The sequence below is a fragment of the Halomonas elongata genome (assembly GCF_029081005.1).
Classification (GTDB): domain Bacteria; phylum Pseudomonadota; class Gammaproteobacteria; order Pseudomonadales; family Halomonadaceae; genus Halomonas; species Halomonas elongata_B.
This window is the reverse complement of sequence record NZ_JAJQTQ010000012.1, coordinates 92782-112987: the sequence shown is the minus strand read 5'-3', so window position 1 is coordinate 112987 and position 20206 is coordinate 92782. Positions and strand designations below refer to the sequence as shown.

Annotated in this window: 13 protein-coding genes; 5 read left to right on the top strand and 8 right to left on the bottom strand. The window is 65.2% G+C overall.

Annotated elements, in window-relative coordinates; all coding sequences use genetic code 11:
- Positions 1-6: 6 nt before the first annotated feature.
- From LU493_RS10885 to ppsR, 5 genes are all read right to left on the bottom strand, one after another.
- Complete coding sequence (locus tag LU493_RS10885; RefSeq protein ID WP_275287820.1) at positions 7-1098, bottom strand: DUF1513 domain-containing protein; 1092 nt, start codon at positions 1096-1098, stop codon at positions 7-9.
- A 3-nt stretch (positions 1099-1101) separates the two neighbouring features.
- Positions 1102-2130: an imelysin family protein gene (locus LU493_RS10880; RefSeq protein WP_275287819.1), complete on the bottom strand. Its 1029-nt coding sequence runs from the start codon at positions 2128-2130 to the stop codon at positions 1102-1104.
- A gap of 9 nt (positions 2131-2139) precedes the next feature.
- Positions 2140-3549, bottom strand: a complete 1410-nt coding sequence (locus LU493_RS10875) for a di-heme oxidoredictase family protein (RefSeq protein ID WP_275287818.1) — start codon at positions 3547-3549, stop codon at positions 2140-2142.
- An 87-nt stretch (positions 3550-3636) separates the two neighbouring features.
- A complete protein-coding gene (locus LU493_RS10870) occupies positions 3637-4920 on the bottom strand; it encodes an imelysin family protein (RefSeq protein WP_275287817.1) in 1284 nt (427 codons plus the stop codon).
- 240 nt (positions 4921-5160) lie between these two features.
- The gene (ppsR, locus tag LU493_RS10865) at positions 5161-5994 is read right to left on the bottom strand and encodes a posphoenolpyruvate synthetase regulatory kinase/phosphorylase PpsR (RefSeq protein WP_275287816.1); all 834 of its coding nucleotides are present in this window, start codon (positions 5992-5994) and stop codon (positions 5161-5163) included.
- A 532-nt stretch (positions 5995-6526) separates the two neighbouring features.
- Here ppsR and ppsA point away from each other — a divergent pair.
- Both ppsA and LU493_RS10855 read left to right on the top strand, forming a co-directional pair.
- Positions 6527-8899 (top strand): phosphoenolpyruvate synthase, encoded by a 2373-nt coding sequence (gene ppsA, locus LU493_RS10860; protein WP_275287815.1) that lies wholly within the window; start codon positions 6527-6529, stop codon positions 8897-8899.
- A gap of 123 nt (positions 8900-9022) precedes the next feature.
- A complete protein-coding gene (locus tag LU493_RS10855; RefSeq protein WP_275287814.1) occupies positions 9023-9514 on the top strand; it encodes a hypothetical protein in 492 nt (163 codons plus the stop codon).
- Positions 9515-9524: 10 nt separating this feature from the next.
- Here LU493_RS10855 and LU493_RS10850 read toward each other — a convergent pair whose 3' ends face one another.
- From LU493_RS10850 to acnB, 3 genes are all read right to left on the bottom strand, one after another.
- The gene (locus tag LU493_RS10850; protein WP_275287813.1) at positions 9525-11396 is read right to left on the bottom strand and encodes a glycerophosphodiester phosphodiesterase family protein; all 1872 of its coding nucleotides are present in this window, start codon (positions 11394-11396) and stop codon (positions 9525-9527) included.
- A 166-nt stretch (positions 11397-11562) separates the two neighbouring features.
- The gene (rraA, locus tag LU493_RS10845; protein ID WP_275287812.1) at positions 11563-12048 is read right to left on the bottom strand and encodes a ribonuclease E activity regulator RraA; all 486 of its coding nucleotides are present in this window, start codon (positions 12046-12048) and stop codon (positions 11563-11565) included.
- A 226-nt stretch (positions 12049-12274) separates the two neighbouring features.
- Positions 12275-14878: a bifunctional aconitate hydratase 2/2-methylisocitrate dehydratase gene (acnB, locus tag LU493_RS10840; RefSeq protein WP_275287811.1), complete on the bottom strand. Its 2604-nt coding sequence runs from the start codon at positions 14876-14878 to the stop codon at positions 12275-12277.
- A gap of 269 nt (positions 14879-15147) precedes the next feature.
- Here acnB and LU493_RS10835 point away from each other — a divergent pair, with 269 nt between their 5' ends.
- Genes LU493_RS10835 through LU493_RS10825 form a run of 3 tightly spaced genes read left to right on the top strand, consistent with a single transcriptional unit; the run spans position 15148 to position 20195 of the window.
- Complete coding sequence (locus LU493_RS10835; RefSeq protein WP_275287810.1) at positions 15148-15594, top strand: DUF1289 domain-containing protein; 447 nt, start codon at positions 15148-15150, stop codon at positions 15592-15594.
- Positions 15595-15628: 34 nt separating this feature from the next.
- Complete coding sequence (locus LU493_RS10830) at positions 15629-16255, top strand: tRNA-(ms[2]io[6]A)-hydroxylase (RefSeq protein ID WP_275287809.1); 627 nt, start codon at positions 15629-15631, stop codon at positions 16253-16255.
- Positions 16256-16289: 34 nt separating this feature from the next.
- Positions 16290-20195 carry an AAA family ATPase gene (locus LU493_RS10825; protein ID WP_275287808.1) on the top strand — a complete coding sequence of 1302 codons (3906 nt, stop codon included), beginning with the start codon at positions 16290-16292 and terminating at the stop codon, positions 20193-20195.
- Positions 20196-20206 lie beyond the last annotated feature (11 nt).

Genomic DNA, 20206 nt, shown 5'->3' with positions numbered 1-20206 from the left:
TGCCGCTCAGGTCAGGTGGTTATCCCAGTGGATATCCCATGACCCGAGTCGCTGTGGTGCGGTGCCGTCGCCGTCGACGCGGTAGAGCCCGCCCCGGCCGGAGGAGATGATGAAGCCGCCCTGGCCGTCGCAGCGGGCGCCGGCGGCATCGGGCAGGCGGTGGCTGGCCAGCAGTCGGCCGTCCCGGGTGTCGAGCAGCAGGACCCGATGGCCGCGTGGCGCCGTGATCAGTGCGCGAGGCATGTCCCGTCCGATGGCGATGCTGGCGGTGTACTGGCGAAGCTCGTCGGTGAGCGGGCCGGGCAGGGATATCTCGGAAAAGTCGCCTTGCGGTGACAGACGGGCGACCAGGGGGCGTCGTTCCCACTCCGGCCCCTGATACTGGTAGCCGACGATCACGGTGCCGTCGGCGCCCGCATCGAGATGCCGGCAACTGAGCTGGTGATGGCTGGGTGCATGACGGGCCGAGATCTCGCCGCTTTCGCGGTCCATCAGCACGAGTGCCGGGGCCATGTCGTCGAGGTTGAGCTTGGCGCGCCCGTAATCGGGGTGGGTGCGGATGCCGCCGAGGCCGATGGCCAGGGTTCGACCATCCGGCATCAGTCGCAGTTCGTGGGGGCCGATGCCGTCCAGGGGCAGGTCATGCCGATGGGCATAGTCCTGCTCGGCGTCGTAGACGCGCACCAGGCCGGCGGCATCCTCGATGCGGTTGGCGGTGACGTGGAGATAGCGTCCGCTCGGGTCGAAGACACCATGGCCGTAGAAGTGATAGCCATTCCCGGCATCGATCCGGGCGATCTCGGCCTGAGCTTCGCCGTCGACGACATGCAGTGAACGCCCCGGACGCCGGGCGAAGAGTACCACCTGGGAATTCCCGGGACGCAGGCAACCGCCATGGCAGCGTTCCGAGACCGGAATGCGAAAGGCGTGTTCTTCCTCGGGCGCAATGGCCTGGATGTAGTGATGGCCGTCGGCATCGTCCACGGCACTGAACAACCAGTCGGCCTGGCGACGTCCCGGAAGCCCCCAGCCCAGGACGGGCAGGCCGATGGCGCCGAGCCTGGCGAGTCCTGTCTTGAGAATGTCGCGCCTGTGCATGCGTCAGTCTCCATCGCTGGCGTTGAAGCCTCGCACCAGGCCCAGGACGCCGCCGATCTCCTCGAGCCGGTAGCGCAACTGGCCGATCTGGACATGGAGTCCCTGGAGTTCGCCGAAGGCGGCGGTGTCGTCATCGAGGGCCGGCGCCACGCCGGGCGACATCTCGGCGGCACGCCGCCGTGCGTGATCCAGCGTTTCCCGGAAGTCGTCGGCGAGGGCCGCTTCGCCGCGTCTGGCGAGCAGTACCTTCAGCCCGGGCAGGAAGGTATCTTCCAGTCCGTGCAGGGTGCCCTCGATCAGCCGAATCGATTGGCCACTGCGCCAGGCCTCGGCCAGATAGCCGTTGGCCGGGCCGCCGGTCAGGCCCATGGGATCGCCCAGGCGCTTGGCCTCCAGGGTTTCCAGGGCCAGCAAGGCGCCATGCAGCGTGGCACCGGTATAGCTTGCGGTGCCCCGATAATGCTCGCCGAAACGTTGCCAATCGCGTTGCAGGGCGCTGGTGCCATCCGCCAGGTGGGTGGTGATGGCACGCAACAGGCCGCAGGCGACGGGGCTTGCCAGGGCCTCGGCGTCTTGCATGCTTTCATCGAAGAGCAGGTATTCGAGGGCCGGAAAGCCCTGGGCGGCGACGCTGTCATCGGCGATCTGTTCGGCCGAAGGCGGTTGATCGGCCGTGAGCCAGGCCTGCATCTTGCGACCGACCAGGTTCTTGCGATCGGGCCAGAACTGGAACTGCCAGGCGCGGCTTTGCTGTTCGATGGGCCCGAAGTCGACGAAGCGCACGGCTTGCCAGGCCTGGTAGGCATCCAGCCAGTTTCGGGTCAGGCGTTGGCGGTGCGAGGCGTCCGGCTGCCTGCAGAAGCGGTCGGCGCTGGCTTCCAGCCGCTCGCTGGCATCGGCGAGAACGCCGTAGCGTTGCTCGATGGCCTGGTGCCAGCGCTCTCTGGCCTGGGACGTGCCGTCGTCGGCCAGCAAGGGCGTGGTGGCCAGGGTGAGGGCGGCAAGGCCGAGTCGGCCCAGTCGTTTCAGCATCGTGTTTCCTCACAGCGATTCGAGAAAGCGGATCAGATCGGCGCGGCGCCGGGCCGGCAGGGCGCGGTAGGCGGCGGCGCTGGCGTCGGCCTCGCCGCCATGCCAGAGGATGGCCTCTTCCAGGGTGCGGGCGCGGCCGTCGTGAAGAAAGCCGGCACGCGGGTTCACATCCCGGGCCAGGCCGATTCCCCATAGCGGGGGCGTGCGCCACTCGCTGCCACTGGCCTCGAACTCGGGGCGGCCATCGGCCAGGGTGTCGCCCATGTCGTGCAGCAAGAGGTCGCTGTAGGGCCAGATCGTCTGGTCGGCCAGGGCGGCGCGCGAGGCGTCCGGCGGCGTCTCGTGGCGGGGCGTGTGGCAAGCGGCACAGCCGAGCGCGTTGAAGGTTTCGGCGCCGGCGTGCACCGCGGGGTCGTCCATGTCGCGGCGTGCCGGAACGGCCAGGCTGCCGGCGTAGAAGGTCACGAAGCGTGCGATCTTGTCGCTGACTTCGGGCGTACCGCCGTCGGGAAAGCGGTCGCACGACTGGCTCGGCATGCAGTCGGTGCCGGGGACCAGATTCGAGGTCAGCCCCATGTCGCCGGCGAAGGCATGCAGACTCTGCTGCTCGATGCTTGGTTCGCCGGCCTTCCAGCCGAAGCGTCCGAGGACGGTGCTGCCCCGACGATCGTCCCAGACCCGGTTGACTCGCCCCGAGATACCATCGCCATCGGCATCCTCGGGATCGGCGGCGGCCTCGAGGGCTTCGGCGGGCAGTGCCTCGAGCAGTCCCAGGCCGATCATCGGCGGGGCCACGCGAGGCGAGACTTGAAGGTCGTCCGGCAGCGGCCCATAAGCGGGTGAGTCGATGGTGTAATGCGGCTCTCGCAGAGTGACGATCTCGCCGTCATCAAGGCGGACATCCCGCTCGGTGTAGTGCAGTCGCATCTCGCCCTCGGGCTCGGCGCCGGTAATGGCGGCGGTCTGCAACTGGCGGCCATAGCCGGGCACGGGTCGCACGCCCAGTCGGGTCAAGGTGGCGTCATCGGCGCCATCCGGGGGAAGCGAGAGGCGCAGGAAGAGGGAGACGGCGCGTTTGTCACCACTCGGCGGATGGCCCCGTCCATCCTTGATATGGCAGCCCTGACAACTGTTGGTGTTGAGCAGGGGACCCAGGCCATCTCGTGCCTTGGTGCTGGCAGGAGCTTCCACCCAGGGGTTGCGGAAGAAGCTGTTGCCGACACTGAAATCGAGCCGATCGGTCATGGCCATGTTGTCGAGCGGCAGGGAGTAGGCGTTGTGGTCGAACTGCTGCACGGTGCCGTCACCGCCGGTCAAGGGAGTGTCCTGGATGGGGGCCTGCGCGGCGTTGGTCAGGCCGGGCCCGGAGAGGACCAGGAAGGCGAGCAGTGGGGGCGCGGAGCAGAGCAGGCGTGTCATTTTCCTTGCCGTGACATCAGTGACGCCGCCAGAGAGGCTGGCGGCGGTTGGCAGAGTGATCCGATGGTCTTCGTGCACGACGCCTTTTCAGAAGGTGTGTCCGGCATCGTCGGATTGCAGTGAACTCACGCCGAGCGCGCCTGCTGCCTTTTCGATGGAGCCGGTCTGGGTCACCAGCGCCAGAATGGCGTTATTGACCAGTTCGGAACCTCGTTCGTTCCCGGGGGCGATCATCATGTCGAAGGCCATCGGGTCCTGAACGGCTTCGGCGGCCTGCTTGAGGGCCTCGAGCTCTTCCATGCTGCCGGCGAGCTGCTCCGTCAGGGTGTCGTCGAGCGCGTTGTTCTCGGTGGCGACCAGATCGGAAAGGGAGGGACCTTCCAGCGTCGAACCGTCCAGGCTCCGATAGGTTCCGGTATAGACGTTCTGAATGCCCTTGCCGTTGTAGTAGTGGGCGTTATGAGTGTTGTCGCTGAAGCAGTCGTGCTCGTCTTCGACGGAATTGGCCTCCAGGGCGACCTTCATGCGTTCGCCGGCCAGCTCGCCGAGTGACAGCGATCCCATGCCGAACAGCATACGGCGCAGTCCTTCCTCGGGGGATTCGGCCAGCAGGGCCTGGCGATAGTTGTCGTCCTGATCCGGCGCCCACTGGGCCACCATCCATTCGAGATCGTCGATGAGTAGCTCGGAAGCGGCATCGAGATAGGCGCCACGGCGGTCGCAGTGGCCATGGGTGCAGGCGTCGCCGGCCATGAAGTCGCTGGCGGGACGCTCGCCGTTGCCTGCCTCGAAGCCGTGCAGGTCCTGACCCCATAACAGGAATTCGATGGCGTGATAGCCGGTGGCGACATTGGCCTCGGAGCCGCCGATCTCGTTGAGGTCGGCCAGCAGCGCCGGCGTCAGCTCGCTGACGTCGATGGTCTTGCCACCGACCTGGATGCGCTCGTTGGCGATGATGTTGGCGGTGGCACCGGCATTGCCGAGTTCATACTGATAGTCGTCGCCGGCGACGTAGTCGATCATGCCCTCGTCCAGGGGCCAGGCGTTGAGCTGGCCTTCCCAGTCGTCGACCACGGCGTTGCCGAAGCGAAAGACCTCGCTCTGCTGGTAGGGGATGCGGGCCTCGAGCCAGGCCTGACGCGCTGCCGCCAGGGTCTCGGCATTCGGGTCGGCGAGCAGGGCGTCGATGCGCTCGTCGAGGCTACGGGCGGCGCCCAGGGCATCCTGGTAATTGGCATGAGCCAGATCGGCGTAATGGGCGACGACGTTCCCGGCAGAGACGTCGCCCTCGGTGGCCATGGCGGTTACCGGTAAGAAGGCCGCCAGCACGAGGGCGCGGCGCAGCGGGCGTGGTGCGAAGAGGGTCGGCATGTCGGCATCCTTGTTCGAGATCGCCTGAATGTGTGATGAGATTCGTGGCGAGTAGAGATAGGCAAGTTTCATCACATCAATATAGTGAAACGATAACCAATCTCGTCAATAGATGCGAATGCGATTTTTTATTGTTCATGGATGGCGAGCTACGAGCTACGAGCTACGAGATGCAAGATGCGAGATGCCATCCGGCTACCAGCCGCTCGTATCTCGCCGCTCGAGGTTCGCGACTCGCGACTAGCGCGGCGAGAAGCGCCGATTGATGCCGGTCTCGGCGATCATGCGGGTCGAGATTTCCTCCACCGAGAAGCGCGTGGCGTCGATGAAGGGGACATGCATGCGACGGTAGAGCGCTTCGGCCTGGGTCACTTCCTGCACGCACTGGTCCATGGAGCTGTAGCGGCTGTTGGGGCGACGCTCGTGACGGATCGCCGCCAGGCGCCTCGGGTCGATGGTCAGGCCGAACAGCTTGTGACGATGCGGTTCGAGTACCCGGGGCAGCTTGAGCTTGCCGGATTCGTCGAGGTCGTCCTCGGTGAGCGGGTAATTGGCGGCCCGGATGCCGAACTGCAGGGCCAGGTAGAGCGAAGAAGGTGTCTTGCCGCAGCGCGAGACGCCGATCAGGATGATGTCGGCCTGGTCATACTGATGAGTGCGGGCGCCGTCATCGTTGTCCAGCGCAAAGTGGACCGAATGGATGCGGTCCATGTAGATGTCGTCGCTGCCGATGGCGTGGGTGCGGCCCACGCTGTAGGACGAATGGGTCGCCAGTTCCTGTTCCAGAGGCTCCAGGAAGGTGGAGAAGATGTCGACCTTGAAGCCGGGAGCGTCACGGATCACGTCGCGGATCTGACTGTCGACGATGGTGTCGATGATGATCGGTTGTTCGCCGTCCTTGACCGCCGTGGACGCGATGATCGCGGCCAGTTGGTGGGCCTTCTCGACGCTGTCGATGTAGGGCTTGGTGATCATGCGGATCTCGACGTTCTCGAATTGCGCGAGCAGGCTGCGACCGAGGCTCTCGGCGGTGATGCCGGTGCCGTCGGAGATGAAGAAGGCGGTACGTGTCATGAAACTCTCGACGCATGGTGGAGGTTGCGGGCATTGTCAGTTGGCGAGAGGGATTGCACAAGGGAAACACTGCTTAAATGCCTGCGCATGCAAATCGCTTCGCTATAGCCGCCATCCTTGGCGGCTACCCAGAGGGCCCGTCTAAAGACGGTTCAAATTCGCTCCCGGCGAATTTGTGCGCGGTGCTCGAAAGCTCGCCTAACCCCTCGTTATGTCTCGCTTTCTGTGCTCCGTGCGCCTTGCGCTTCACTATGCTCGGCGATTTATTCAGTATTTCCCAAGCGGTCCTTCCGGGTAACGAGCCACGAGATGCGAGATGCGAGCAGAATGTTGCCATACTTCACTGCTCGAAGCTCGAAGCTCGAAGCTCGTCACTACATAATCCCGGCCATTTCGACGAATGTTGTAAAAAACCTCCAATGACTTCGATGTTAGACCAATGGCGAATATGGCGACCCGCTGGTAGAGTCGCGATCATCCATTCATGACGGCGTGTCATGGGCTATCAGGCGTCGACATCCAAGGGGGTTGCGTGGACGATTACATTCTGTGGTTCGATCAGTTGGGCATGGACGATGTCGAGCGGGTGGGGGGCAAGAACGCCTCGCTCGGCGAGATGATCTCCAATCTTGCCGGGGCCGGGGTCACCGTGCCCGGTGGCTTCGCTACCACGGCCCACGCCTACCGCGAATTCCTCTCCCACGAAGGGCTCAACGAGCGCATCAACCAGCGTCTGGCCACCCTGGATGTCGATGACGTCGCGGCGTTGGCCGAGGCCGGGGCGGAGATCCGTCAGTGGGTCATCGACACACCGCTGCCTCCGGCCTTCGAGCAGGCGCTGCGCGACAGCTACGAACAGCTGCAGGCCCGGCACCCTAACCTGAAGGTCGCGGTGCGGAGTTCCGCGACCGCCGAGGACCTGCCGGATGCCTCCTTTGCCGGCCAGCAGGAAACCTTCCTCAATATCGAAGGTTTCGACAACATCAAGCGGGCGGTTCACGAGGTGTTCGCCTCGCTGTTCAACGACCGGGCCATCTCCTATCGCGTGCATCGCGGCTACCCCCACGAGAATGTGGCGCTGTCTGCCGGTGTCCAGAAAATGGTGCGCTCCGAAACCGGTGCCTCTGGCGTGATGTTCACCCTGGACACCGAATCCGGCTATCGCGATGCGGTCTTCGTCACTGCATCCTGGGGTCTCGGCGAGACGGTGGTGCAGGGGGCCGTCAATCCGGACGAGTTCTATGTCCACAAGCCGACCCTGGCGGCCGGACGGCCCGCCGTGCTGCGCCGCACCCTCGGCTCCAAGCTGATCAAGATGATCTACACCGGGGACGCCAGTGCCGGCAAGTCGGTGGAGACCGTCGATGTGCCGCTGGCCGACCGGGGACGTTTCTGCATCGGCGACGAAGAGGTCATGGCGCTGGCTCGCCAGGCGGTGATCATCGAGCGCCACTACGGCCGACCCATGGACATCGAGTGGGCACTGGACGGCGACGACGGGGCGCTCTATATCGTCCAGGCGCGTCCGGAGACCGTGGTGTCGCAGCAGGAAGGCGGCAAGCTCGAACGCTTCCAGCTCAAGGAGAAGGGCCGCACCCTGGTGACCGGACGGGCCATCGGCCAGCGTATCGGGCGTGGCGCGGTCAAGGTCGTCGCCACGCCGGACGACATGGACAAGGTGCTCGCCGGTGACGTTCTGGTAACCGACATGACCGATCCTGACTGGGAGCCGATCATGAAGCGGGCCTCGGCCATCGTCACCAATCGCGGGGGGCGGACCTGTCACGCGGCGATCATCGCCCGTGAGCTGGGCATTCCTGCCGTGGTCGGTTGCGGCGATGCTACCGAGGCGCTGGCCGACGGACGGGAGGTTACCGTCTCCTGCGCCGAGGGCGATACGGGGCACGTCTATGATGGCCTGCTGGAGTTCGATCGCAACGTGACCAGCGTCGACGCCATGCCCGAAATTCCGTTCAAGATCATGATGAACGTGGGCAATCCCGACCGTGCCTTCAGCTTCGCCGGACTGCCCAATGCCGGTGTCGGCCTGGCACGCCTGGAGTTCATCATCAATCGCATGATCGGGGTGCACCCCAAGGCGCTGCTCGAATACGACACTCTGCCCACCGACCTGCAGCAGACCATCGACCTGCGAACCGCCGGCTACGATGATCCGGTGAGCTTCTATGTCGACAAGCTCGTCGAAGGGGTTTCCACCCTGGCGGCGTCCTTCTACCCCGAGCGGGTCATCGTGCGGTTGTCGGACTTCAAGTCCAACGAGTACGAGAACCTGATCGGCGGCAAGCTCTACGAGCCCGGCGAGGAAAACCCGATGCTCGGTTTCCGTGGGGCGTCCCGTTATCTCTCGGATTCCTTCCGGTCCTGCTTCGAACTGGAGTGCCGGGCGTTGAAGCGGGTGCGCGACGAGATGGGGCTCGACAACATCGAGATCATGGTGCCCTTCGTGCGGACGACCGAGGAGGCCCGTGGTGTGGTGGACCTGCTGGCCGCCAATGGCCTCGAACGTGGCCGGGATGGTCTCAAGGTCATCATGATGTGCGAGCTGCCGGCCAATGCGCTGCTGGCTGACGAGTTCCTCGAGTACTTCGATGGCTTCTCCATCGGCTCCAACGACCTTACTCAGTTGACCCTGGGCCTCGACCGGGATTCCGGGATCGTGGCTCACCTCTTCGAGGAACGTAATCCGGCGGTGAAGAAGCTGCTGGCCATGGCCATCCAGGCCTGCAAGGCCCAGGGCAAGTACGTGGGCATCTGCGGGCAGGGGCCATCGGATCATCCGGACCTTGCCAAGTGGTTGATGGAGCAGGGTATCGACTCCGTGTCACTGAACCCCGACGCGGTGCTTGAGACCTGGTTCATGCTGGCGGGCGAGACCCTGGACTGATCCGCCTCCCCACCTCTGTCCTCTCATGACACCCGGCCGGTCCGGGTGTCATGCATTTCGGCGTCCACATCGGCGCGGCTTTTTGGCACCATTGCCCGTCAATCGTAATGAAGGATCCGCCCGATGACGTATTTTCTGGTGATGGGGGGGCTGGCCCTGTCACTCTGTGTGTTGATCGGCTGGCCCCTGTGGCGGGTATTGCGCTGGCTGGGCGGGCGGCTCTTCGGCCCGTGGGGAGAGAGGCGCGATGCCGCTCGCGCGAAGCGCCCCACCAAGTCTCGTGCCAAGGCCCAGCCCCGGGCCGCGAAGAAAGACGAGAAGCCGTCGACCACGACTCGCCGATCGACCTCCCGACAGGCAACGCCGCATACCGGCCCCTGGTGGCTGACCCGGACCCTGGCACCGCTCGGCTCGGCGTGGCCGCTGGCGCTGGTGGCGGGGCTGCTCTATGGCGGTACCCGACTGGCCGAGTATGGCATGGGGGCGCGTCCTCATACGGCGCCTGCCGCCTATCATCGACTCGTCGAGGCCCTGGGCTGGGGCGCGATCGCGCTGGCCGGCGTGGCGGTCGTGGGGCTGGTGGCGAGCTGGCGCTGCCGTCACCGTCACGGATAGGTTGCCACCGTCAATCGCGCAGCCAGTTGCGCAACTTGACCAGCATCAAGGCGCCGTCGCTCAGTTTCTCCCGTTCCTCGAGCAGTTGGGCCAGGCGATCCGGCCGGTCGGTGATGATGCCGTCCACTCCCAGGTCGATCAGGCGCGACATGCGGGCCGGATCGTTGACGGTCCAGGCCAGCAGGCGATAGCCATGGTGGCGTGCGCGTCGCACCTCCTCCAGGGAAATACGATTGTGGCGCAGGGCCAGGACATCGAAGCCGCGACGGGGCAGGGTGCCGCGCATCACCAATTGTGCCAGCAGCGTCGTCCGAGCCTCGGGCAGTCGGCGCTCGGCCTCGTCCAGCAAGGCATAGGACAAGGCGGCGATGTTGATCGATTGCCAGGGATCCTCGGGGCCGCAGAGGGCCGGGACTCCCTGGCGGCGACACGCCAGGCGCGCTTGTCGCTCGTCCTCCAGGACCCGTTCCACGGCGCCGATCAGTTCCGATCCCCGGCCGGCAGAGGGCTTGAGCTCGATCATCAGATGGGCGCGCCCGCGGACTCGCTTCAGGGCTTCGTCGAGTCCGGCGATGCGGGCGCCCACGAAGGGGTCGCCGAACCAACTCCCCACGTCGATTGCCTCGAGTGCGCTGCTGTCCAGCTCATCGATGCGGCGATCGTCGCCGGCCAGCCGCGACAGGCTTGCATCATGATGCAATACGACCTTGCCGTCTCTGGTCAGCCGTACATCGATCTCGATCGTGTCGGCACCGTCGGTCAAGGCCCGGTCGATGGCCGCGATGGTGTTTTCCGGCGCCTGGGCCGAGCTGCCCCGATGGGCGATGATCTCGACATCCTCGCGTATCTCGAAGCGATTGAGGATCAGCCAGGCCTGGCTCAGGGCGAAGACCACCACGCCGATCTCGACCGCCCAGGCCAGGCGACCCGGGTGGCTGGTGGCAGGGCGAGGCGCCGGGCGTGGTTCGCGATGGGCCAGTCGCAGATAGAGGCAGGTGGCCAGCAGTGCGTTGAGGGCGATGCCGAGAAAGGTGATGGCCAGCGTTATCAGCACATAGGCGCCGACATAGCCGAGCATGGCCGGCAACAGGATGGCCTGGCGCTCCGGCAGTTGGCCGAGCAGCGGGGTAAAGAGGGCATCGAAGAGTGCCGTGGCGACGAAGGGTGATACAAGTATCATCACCAACAGCAGCAGAATGGCACCGACGATATGCCGTCCCTGGCCGTGGGTTAGTCGGGCGCTGCGACCCAGGGCGCGATGGGGGGCGATGTTCTCGAGCACCAGGATCGGCAGTGCCAGGTGCCAGCGGGCGTAGAGGGTGGCACCGATCACCAGCCAGATCAGCACGATGGGCATGCCAGAGGCCAGGAACCACCACAGGGCGGGCGGTCTGACCTGCTGCACATAGTAGGGGTCCAGGCCGCCGAGGAAGTGCCCGTGCAGGCCTGCCAGCGCCAGGATGGCCGGCAAGGCGAGCAACAGGTGGGCGCCGACTTGCAGCACGACGAGTCCGGCCAGGGCCGGCAGGCGTCGGGTACAGGTCACCAGGGTGTCGAAGGCCAGTCGGTAGTGGTTGTCCCGGGGGCGGACCGCCACCAGGGTCATGCCGGCCTGTTGCAGGTAGAGCACCAGGAAGGTCAGGCCGATCGTGGCCAACAGCCAGCCGAGACCCATGGGGGTGAGCAGCGCCGCCAGCAGGCCGGCGTTGGAGATCAATGGGTGCCCGAGGTGACCGAGCAGCCAGGCCAGGGTCCAGCCGGCCACGGGCAGCAGCAGGCTGGAGGCGAGCAGGGTGAAGAAGAGATGGTAGGCAATGAGCGGGCGCAGGTGGTCGCGAAGCGTGCGCAGCACATCGCCGCTGAACGGCATCAAGGATCGCATGGCGCAGATCGAAGAAACGTCATGTCCTTCAGCCTGACACTCCGTTCATTGGACTGGCAACCTAGGCGAATCAGCCGCGGAGCTATCATCGTTGGTGCCTCGATCGAGGTGATCCGCCGGCTTGTCCCCGATGCCCCTCGTGAGATTCAACGGCGATACCCCGGGATCAGGTGATCGGCAGTTGACGTTCGGCGATCAGCACACCGTTGTTGTCGGCGTAGAGCCATTGGCCGGGCGAGATGGTGACGCCACCGAAGGTGACCGGAATATCCCGTTGCCCCTCGCCACGCTTTTCGCTCTTGCGCGGATGGGCGGCCAGGGCCTGGATGCCCAGTTCGGTCTCGGCCAGTTCGTCGACGTCACGCACGCAACCGTACATGATCACGCCGACCCAGCCATTGCCCGCCGCTTTCTCGGCCAGCATGTCGCCGAGCATCGCGCAGCGCGTCGAGCCGCCGGCGTCGACCACCAGCACGGCGCCGTCACCGGGCTCGTCCACGGCCTGCTTGACCAGGGAATTGTCCTCGAAGCACTTGACGGTGCGCACCGGTCCGTGGAAGGCCTCCAGTCCCCCGAAGTTGATCAGCATTGGCTCGAGAACCTCGACGTCCGGGTAGTCGTCGCAGATGTCGGGAGTGATGATGGTCGTCATGGTGGACGGCCTCCGCATGATGAGTGAAGCCCCGATGATGCCATAGCCGGCGACAAGGAAAATGCCCCCTTGGTGGGTATATGCATTGTCCTGTCCGTGTTCGGGCATTTTCGACAAGGCGTAAAAAAAGCGCCCCGTGGGGCGCTTCGGTCATCGGCTCCGGCCGCGCCGCCGTGGCGGCGGGCCTTCGATGTTGCGAGCATCGGAGTCGAAAGAGGTGATCCGATCAAGCTTCCTGAGCCACCGGGATCACGTTCGAGGCGGCGTTCTGGAACTCCTCGATCTCATGGAAGTTCATGTAACGATAGATCTCGCCTGCCATGGCGTCGAATTCGCTCATGTAGCGACGGTACTCGTCGACGCTGGGCAGTCGGCCTTCCACCGCTGATACCGCCGCCAGCTCGGCGGAGGCCAGGAAGACGTCGGCGCCGTCGCCCAGGCGGTTGGGGAAGTTGCGCGTGGAGGTGGAGACCACGGTGCTCTTGGCGGCGACGCGGGCCTGGTTGCCCATGCACAGCGAGCAGCCGGGCATTTCCATGCGGGCACCGGCACGACCGTAGATGCCGTAGTAGCCTTCCTCGGTGAGCTGGTGCTGGTCCATCTTGGTCGGCGGTGCCAGCCACAGCTTGGTCTTCAGGCTGCCGGCGGGCTGCTTCTCGAGCAGCTTGCCGGCGGCGCGGAAGTGGCCGATGTTGGTCATGCACGAGCCGATGAAGACCTCGTCGATGGACTGGCCGGCCACGTCGGAAAGCAGGCGAGCGTCGTCGGGGTCGTTGGGCGCGCACAGCACCGGCTGGTCGAGCTCGTCGAGATCGATCTCGATGACCTCGGCGTACTCGGCGTCCTTGTCGGCACGCATCAGGCTCGGGTTCTCCAGCCACTCTTCCATGGCCAGGATGCGGCGCTCGATGGTGCGCTTGTCGCCGTAGCCGTTGGCGATCATCCACTTGAGCAGGGTGATGTTGGACTTCAGGTATTCGCTGACGCTGTCTTCGGAGAGCGTGATGGTGCAACCGGCGGCACTACGCTCGGCGGAGGCGTCCGAGAGCTCGAAGGCCTGCTCGACGGTGAGGTCCTCGAGGCCCTCGATCTCCAGGATACGACCGGAGAAGGCATTCTTCTTGCCGGACTTCTCGACGGTTAGCAGCCCCTTCTGGATGGCGTAGTAGGGGATGGCGTGGACCAGGTCGCGAAGAGTGACGCCTTGCTGGCGCTTGCCCTTGAAGCGAACCAGCACCGATTCCGGCATGTCCAGCGGCATCACGCCCGTGGCGGCGGCGAAGGCGACCAGACCGGAACCGGCCGGGAAGGAGATGCCCATCGGGAAGCGGGTGTGGGAATCGCCGCCGGTGCCCACGGTGTCGGGCAGCAGCATGCGGTTCAGCCAGGAGTGGATGATGCCGTCACCCGGGCGCAGCGAGACGCCGCCGCGGTTCATGATGAAGTCGGGCAGGGTGTGGTGGGTCTCCACGTCGACCGGCTTGGGATAGGCGCTGGTGTGGCAGAACGACTGCATCACCAGGTCGGCCTGGAAGCCCAGGCAGGCCAGGTCCTTGAGCTCGTCGCGCGTCATCGGCCCGGTGGTGTCCTGGGAGCCCACGGTGGTCATCTTCGGCTCGCAGTACATGCCCGGACGCACGCCTTCCATGCCGCAGGCCTTGCCGACCATCTTCTGGGCCAGGGTGTAGCCGCTGTTGCTGGCAGCCGGTTGCTCCGGTAGACGGAAGACATCGGAAGGCTCGAGCCCGAGGGATTCGCGGGCCTTGGCGGTCAGGCCGCGACCGATGATCAGCGGGATACGGCCGCCGGCGCGCACTTCGTCGAGCAGCAACTGGGTCTTGAGTTCGAAGGTGGTCAGGACGTCGTCGGTGTCGTGACGGCAGACCTTGCCTTCATAGGGGTAGACGTCGATGACGTCGCCCATCTCGAGCTTCTCGACATCCATCTCGACGGGCAGGGCGCCGGAGTCTTCCATGGTGTTGAAGAAGATCGGGGCAATCTTGCCGCCGAAGCAGAAGCCGCCGGCACGCTTGTTCGGCACATTGGGAATGTCGTCGCCGAAGAACCACAGCACGGAGTTGGTGGCGGACTTGCGCGAGGAGCCGGTACCGACCACATCGCCCACGTAGGCGACCGGATGGCCCTTGGCACGGACGTCCTCGATCTGCTTGAGCGGCCCGGTGGTGCCGGGCGCCACCGGCTCGATGCCATCACGCTCGTTCTTGAGCATGGCATTGGCGTGCAGCGGAATATCGGGGCGTGACCAGGCGTCCGGTGCCGGTGAGAGGTCGTCGGTGTTGGTCTCGCCGGGCACCTTGAAGACGGTCAGGGTGATCTTGTCTTCCAGGGCCGGCTTGGAGAGGAACCATTCGGCCTCGGCCCAGGAGCGGATGATGTCCTTGGCCACCTCGTTGCCGGCCTTGGCGCGTTCTTCCACATCATGGAAGGCGTCGAACATCAGCAGGGTGTGCTTGAGCTGCTCGCCGACTTCGGCGGCCAGGGTCTCGTCATCGAGCAGTTCGACCAGCGAGACGATGTTGTAGCCGCCTTGCATGGTCCCCAGCAGCTTGACGGCATGGGTCTTGTCGACCAGCGGTGATTCGGCCTCGCCCTTGGCGATGGCGGTCAGGAAGGCGGCCTTGACGTAGGCGGCCTCGTCGACGCCGGGAGGAATGCGATTGGTCAGCAGGTCGAGGATGAATTCCTCTTCGCCGGCCGGCGGTGTCTTCAGCAATTCGACCAGGGCAGCTGTCTGCTCGGCGTTCAGCGGCTTCGGCGGCACGCCGTCCTGGGCTCGCTCCTCGACATGTTGGCGATAGGCTTCAAGCACGTGGTGGCCCTCATTGGTTGTGGTGACCGAGGTCTCGACCCAGTCGGCGCATGGCAGGGACGGGGGGACGTCGGCACGTGAAACAACGCTGTCATCGGTGGCGCAATTCTAAAAGAAACTGTCGACAATGTTAAGAAGCCCCGTAATGACGGGGTTTGAACTTTGGTCTCCGGTTCCGTGCCGGTCGGCTTGGTTCTTCGGATCATCGGGGTGCCAGGACGGCGGTGTCGCGTTACCATGTCGCCGAATCGACCGAGAGGGAGCGTTCGATGGCGGGACGCGTGGTATCCCCCTGCGTGGGGTTGTGCTCGACGACCGTGGGAGACCGGGTCTGTCGGGGTTGTCAGCGCATCGACGACGAGATCCGCGATTGGCCCGGTTTCGATGCCGCCGAACGTCGGCGTCGGATGGACGAACTGGATGCGCTGCGGGCGAGTGTGGCCGGGCGTCATCTCAGTGTAGTGGATGCCGAGGCGTTGCAGGCGCAACTGGAACGCCATGGTATCCGCTTTCGCGAGGATCAGCCGGCGCTATCCCGGGCGGTGGAGCTGCTGCGGGTTGGACGCGGGCGCATCCGCGACCTGTCGCGTTACGGCCTGCTGCCCAATGAAAATGAACCGCGCGATGCGGCGGCACTGCATGAACGGATCGCCAGCGAATTGATGACCGCCGCCGAGGCGCGGCGGCGGTCCGTCGATGCGACCTCTCTTCAATAGCCATCATCGGCCCATAGTCACCATCGGAATCCTCATGTCTGCCACCGTCACACACGATCCCCGACTGCCCGACGCCATTCTGGACTTTCTTGCCTGTCCCACGCCTGCCAGTTGGGTCGACTGGGCGCTCGACAACCCCGAGACGCTGCTCATCGATCATGCCCAGTGCGAGAAGAAGGCGGCCTCCACGGCGATGAGCCTGTTGTACCGCTATGTCGATGATGCCGAGCTGCTGACCAAGATGGCCCGGCTGGCACGGGAAGAGCTCCTGCACTTCGAACAGGTGGTCAAGCTGATGGAAGGGCGGGGCATCGTCTATCGGCCCATCGGCGCCGCCCGCTACGCCGAGGGATTGCGTCGCCACGTGCGCGGCGGCGAGCCGCAGAGACTGATCGATGTGCTGATCGTGGGGGCCATCATCGAGGCACGCAGCTGCGAGCGATTCGCCCGATTGATCCCTTTCCTGGACGAGGAGCTTGCCAAGTTCTATCGCGGTCTGGTTAAGTCGGAAGGGCGCCACTATGAGGATTACCTGATGCTGGCACGGCGGCTCGCCCCGGAGTCGCTCGACGCGCGTATTGCCTTTTTCGTCGAGCGCGAGGCCGAACTGATCACCATGCCGGATACGGCTTTTCGTTTTCACAGCGGTGTGCCGGCCTGACGCCGTTACCGCCACCTAGCAGGACAGACCCAACATGCGGGATGCTTCCGACGTCGTTACTCATGACGAGCAGGATCGCCTGGCCCTATTCGGTCATTTCTCGCTGACCCTGGGCGATGATGCCTTGACCCACTTCAGCTATGACAAGGTCAAGGCGCTGCTGGTTTACCTGTTGCTGCACGACCAGCCCGTGAACAGGGCGACCCTGGCCGAGCTGCTCTGGCCGGATCAAGGATTGTCGTCGGGACGTACCAACCTGCGTCATGCCCTGCACTGTCTGCGCCAGTCGCTGGGCGAAGATGCCGAGCGCGTCCTGATCGTTTCGCGTCAGACCATTGCCTTTCGACTGCCGGACAGCTGGTGCTTCGATCTTCATGAATTGCAGGCCCTGCTCGACGGGCCGGCCAGTGTCGATACCCTGGAAGAGGCGTTGGCATACTACCAGGGCGATCTGGTCGAGGAACTGCAACTGGCCAGTTGTTCCGAATTCCAGCGTTGGCTGGTGCAGGTGCGCAACGAGTGGCGCCAGCGGGTGATCCGCTTCGCCGAAGCCGTGCTGGAGCAGCATGATCCCTTGCCCGATGAAGTGCTGCAGTCCCTGGTCAGTCGTTTCTCCGGCTATGGTCCCTTTCATGAGCGGCTCGTGCGTCAACTGGCCGAGCATGGACAGCTGGCCGCCGCCCACGAGCAGTACAATGCCTATCTGCAGCTGCTGGCGCTGACCGGCCAGCAGCCCGATCCCGCCTTCCTGCAACTGGCGCGCTACTGGTCCGACGGGACGCCGGATCCGAGCGGCGGCCCGAGTGGTGCCTTTTCTCGTACCCTGGCCGCTGACAGCCTGCCGCTTCGCGAGGACGAGATCGAGCAGCGTCAGCTATCGGTGATGGCCATTCGGCTACGACTCGAGGTGGAACTGTCCTCTCGGGCCGAAGCGCGTGCCTGTCTGGCGTTGCAGATCGAGCTGATGCGCTGGCTCGAGCAGCAGTGCCACCACCTCGGTGGGTTCTGGCTGCCCGGAGCCACCGGAGGGCTGGGGCTGGCGTGTTTCGGCACCCATGGGCCGGCGCATCAACTGGCCGAGCTGGTGGCTCTCTACGAGCACTGCCGTCGCGTGCTCCCCGAGGAGTGTCGGCGCCACTGGAACGGTGAGGGCGAGCCTCCCCGCTTCGAATTCTCCGCCGGGTTGAACAGTGGGCGGGTCGTCTATCTGCCCGAGCGTCATCTGGTGGACCCGCTGGGGCAGGTCACTCAGGGATCGCTGGCCTTGATGGACGCCGCCAAGGGCAGCGAGCTGGTCATTTCCCAGGAGGCCAGCCAGCACATGCCGCCGGCGCTCGATCTGCAACCGCGCCTGTCGTCGCGCCTGGTGGCCAGCGATGGCCGGGTGCGGTTGCGGGCGCTCGTGCTGGGCACCAACGAAGGGGGGCGCGAGGCCCTGCCGCCCAGTCTGGTCGGACGGGAAGCCGCATTGCGTACCCTGCGTGATGCCCTGGCCAGGGCGGGTATCGGGTTGCGCCAGAGCGTACTGGTGCGTGGCCCGTCCGGGCTCGGCAAGTCGGCCCTGCTGGTCGGCTTCCGACAGCTCGAGCAGAGTCGCGAAGCGGCGATCTGCTGGCAGCCCACCACTCGCTTGTCGGTACAGGAGCCCTATGGGGTGGCCCGCCAGTTGTTGCGCTGGCACCTGGATGGTGATATCGATGCCGAGGCATTCGAAGGCCATCTCGGCGGACTGATGGCCGAAGAGCTCGGTGACGATCATCGGCTCCTGCTCAAGGAGGCCCTGGGGGTGTGCGAGCCGCGCGAGCTGGCGGCGCTGGCACAGAGCGGCGAGGCCGTGGAACTGGTGGTGGCGCTGTTGCACCGCCTGATCGGCAAGATGACCGCGTCCCGTACCCTGGTCCTGATGATCGACGATCTTCAGTGGCTCGACGAGCCGTCCTTCAAGGTGCTGGCCGCGCTTCAGGCCCGTCTGCCGATCAATTGCCCCTTCCTGCTGGTGGCCAGCCACCACGGTCGCGAGGCGCTGCCGGCGCGACTCGACTGGGACCAGCAGATCACCCTGGGGCGTCTCGATGCGATGCAGTCCTCGCGTCTGCTGTCGCAGTTGGCACGCCGCTATCGACTGCACCTCAGTCCCCGCTTGCGGGGGCAGATCATCGAGCGCTGCGACGGCGTTCCGCTCTACCTCCAGGAGATCTGTCGTCGGGTCGACATGGATCGTCGTGAAGGGCGGAGTATCCAGCTCGACGAATTGCCCCGGGGGCTGCTCGGTCTGCTCGCCAGTCGTATCGACCAACTGGATACCGATCGGGAAGTGGCGCATGTGGCGGCCGTGCTGGGGCGGCGCTTTCGCCTCGACTTCCTGGCCGAGTGCAGCGGCTGGGAAATGCCGCGCTTGATGTCGGCGCTGGAACAGATGACCCGGTTGGAGATCATCGAGCCCGCCGAGGGGGAAACCGAGGGCCGTGAGTACCAGTTCACCCATCAATTGCTGCAGGAAGCGGCCTACCTGTCGTGCCCCCGGGACATCCGGGTCAACCTGCATTGCCAGGTGGTGAGCTTGATCGAGGAGCATTTCCCGGTCTGGATAAGCCGCCATCCCGGGGATTTCGCCACGCATCTGCGCCGCAGCGGTCACTATGCCCGCGGTGCTCGCTACTTCGAACTGGCGGCCCGGGAAGCGCTCAAGGTCAGTGCCAACCGTACGGCGTTGAAGATGGCCGACTTCGGTCTGGCCAGCCTGCGTCACGTGGAAGGGCAGGTGGAGAGAGAGGTCAGCCTGCTTACTGTTCGCGGTCAGGCGGCCTTCGCCCTGGAGGGCCATGGCTCGCCCACCGCCCACGACAGCTTCGTCCGTGCCCGGGAGCTCTTGACCTGTGCCGACGATCCGCCCGAGGACAGCGAAGACCTGGAGCAGGCCTTCCTGGTCAAGTGGGGGCTCTGGGTGGGATGCAGCCAGCGCAACGCCCATGCCGATGCCTTCATGCTTGCCTCGCGGCTGGCCGATCTGGCGGACCGGCTGGAGGATCCACGCTATCGCCGCCTGGCCGATTTCGCCCGGGCGAGCTGCGAATACTGGGCCGGCCGCATTCAGCAGGCCTACGAGCACCTCGAGGAGATCGATCCCCTCAATTCCCCCATGATGATCGAGTGGTTGCCGTTCTCCGATCATCCCCAGGTGGCCGCGGCCTGCTTCCAGGGCTGGGCGCTGTGCCTGCGGGGCGATTATCGGCGCGCCGAACGGCAGGTGGAGTCGGCCATTCGGCTGGCCGAGCAGTTCAACCATCCGGGAAGCCTCGCCATGGCCCTGATGTATGCCGCGGCCTTGTATCGCCAGGTCGGCCATGTGCATCTGGCGACCAGTCGCGCCGAACGTGCCTATGAGATCACTGGTTCCTCGGACTTGCATCTCTGGCAGGTGTCCTCGCGCAGCGTGCTGGGGTGGCAGCGAGCATTGGCCGGTGATCGCGAAGGGTTGACGATCATCGAAGGGGCCCTCGAAGAGCTGGCGGAGGTCACGGGACGCGATCCCCATCAGCGTCCCGCGCTATGGTACGTGGATGCCTGTGTGTCGATGAACGAACTGGCCCGGGCCGAGGATTACCTCGATCAGACGCTGATGATCGCCAGGGAACGTACGACCCTGTTCGTGCCGGAGTTGGCGGTTCAACTGGCACGGGTGCGTCAACGACTCGGCCATCCTGCCGAGGAAGTCCGCACACTGGCCGAACTGGCGCTCACCCAGTCCCGTGACGATGGCAATCTGCACCAGGAGTTGTGTGCCCTCGAGCTCTGGTTGACGGTGGTCGACCCCGAGGACGCGGGCGCGCGGGACGACTTCCGGCGACTGCTCGGCGAGGTCAGTCACAGCGATGCCCCGGTGCTGGTGCGATGGCGGACGTTGTTGGATAGGCGGCTGACGCATACGGTCGATGCCTGAGACACCGACCT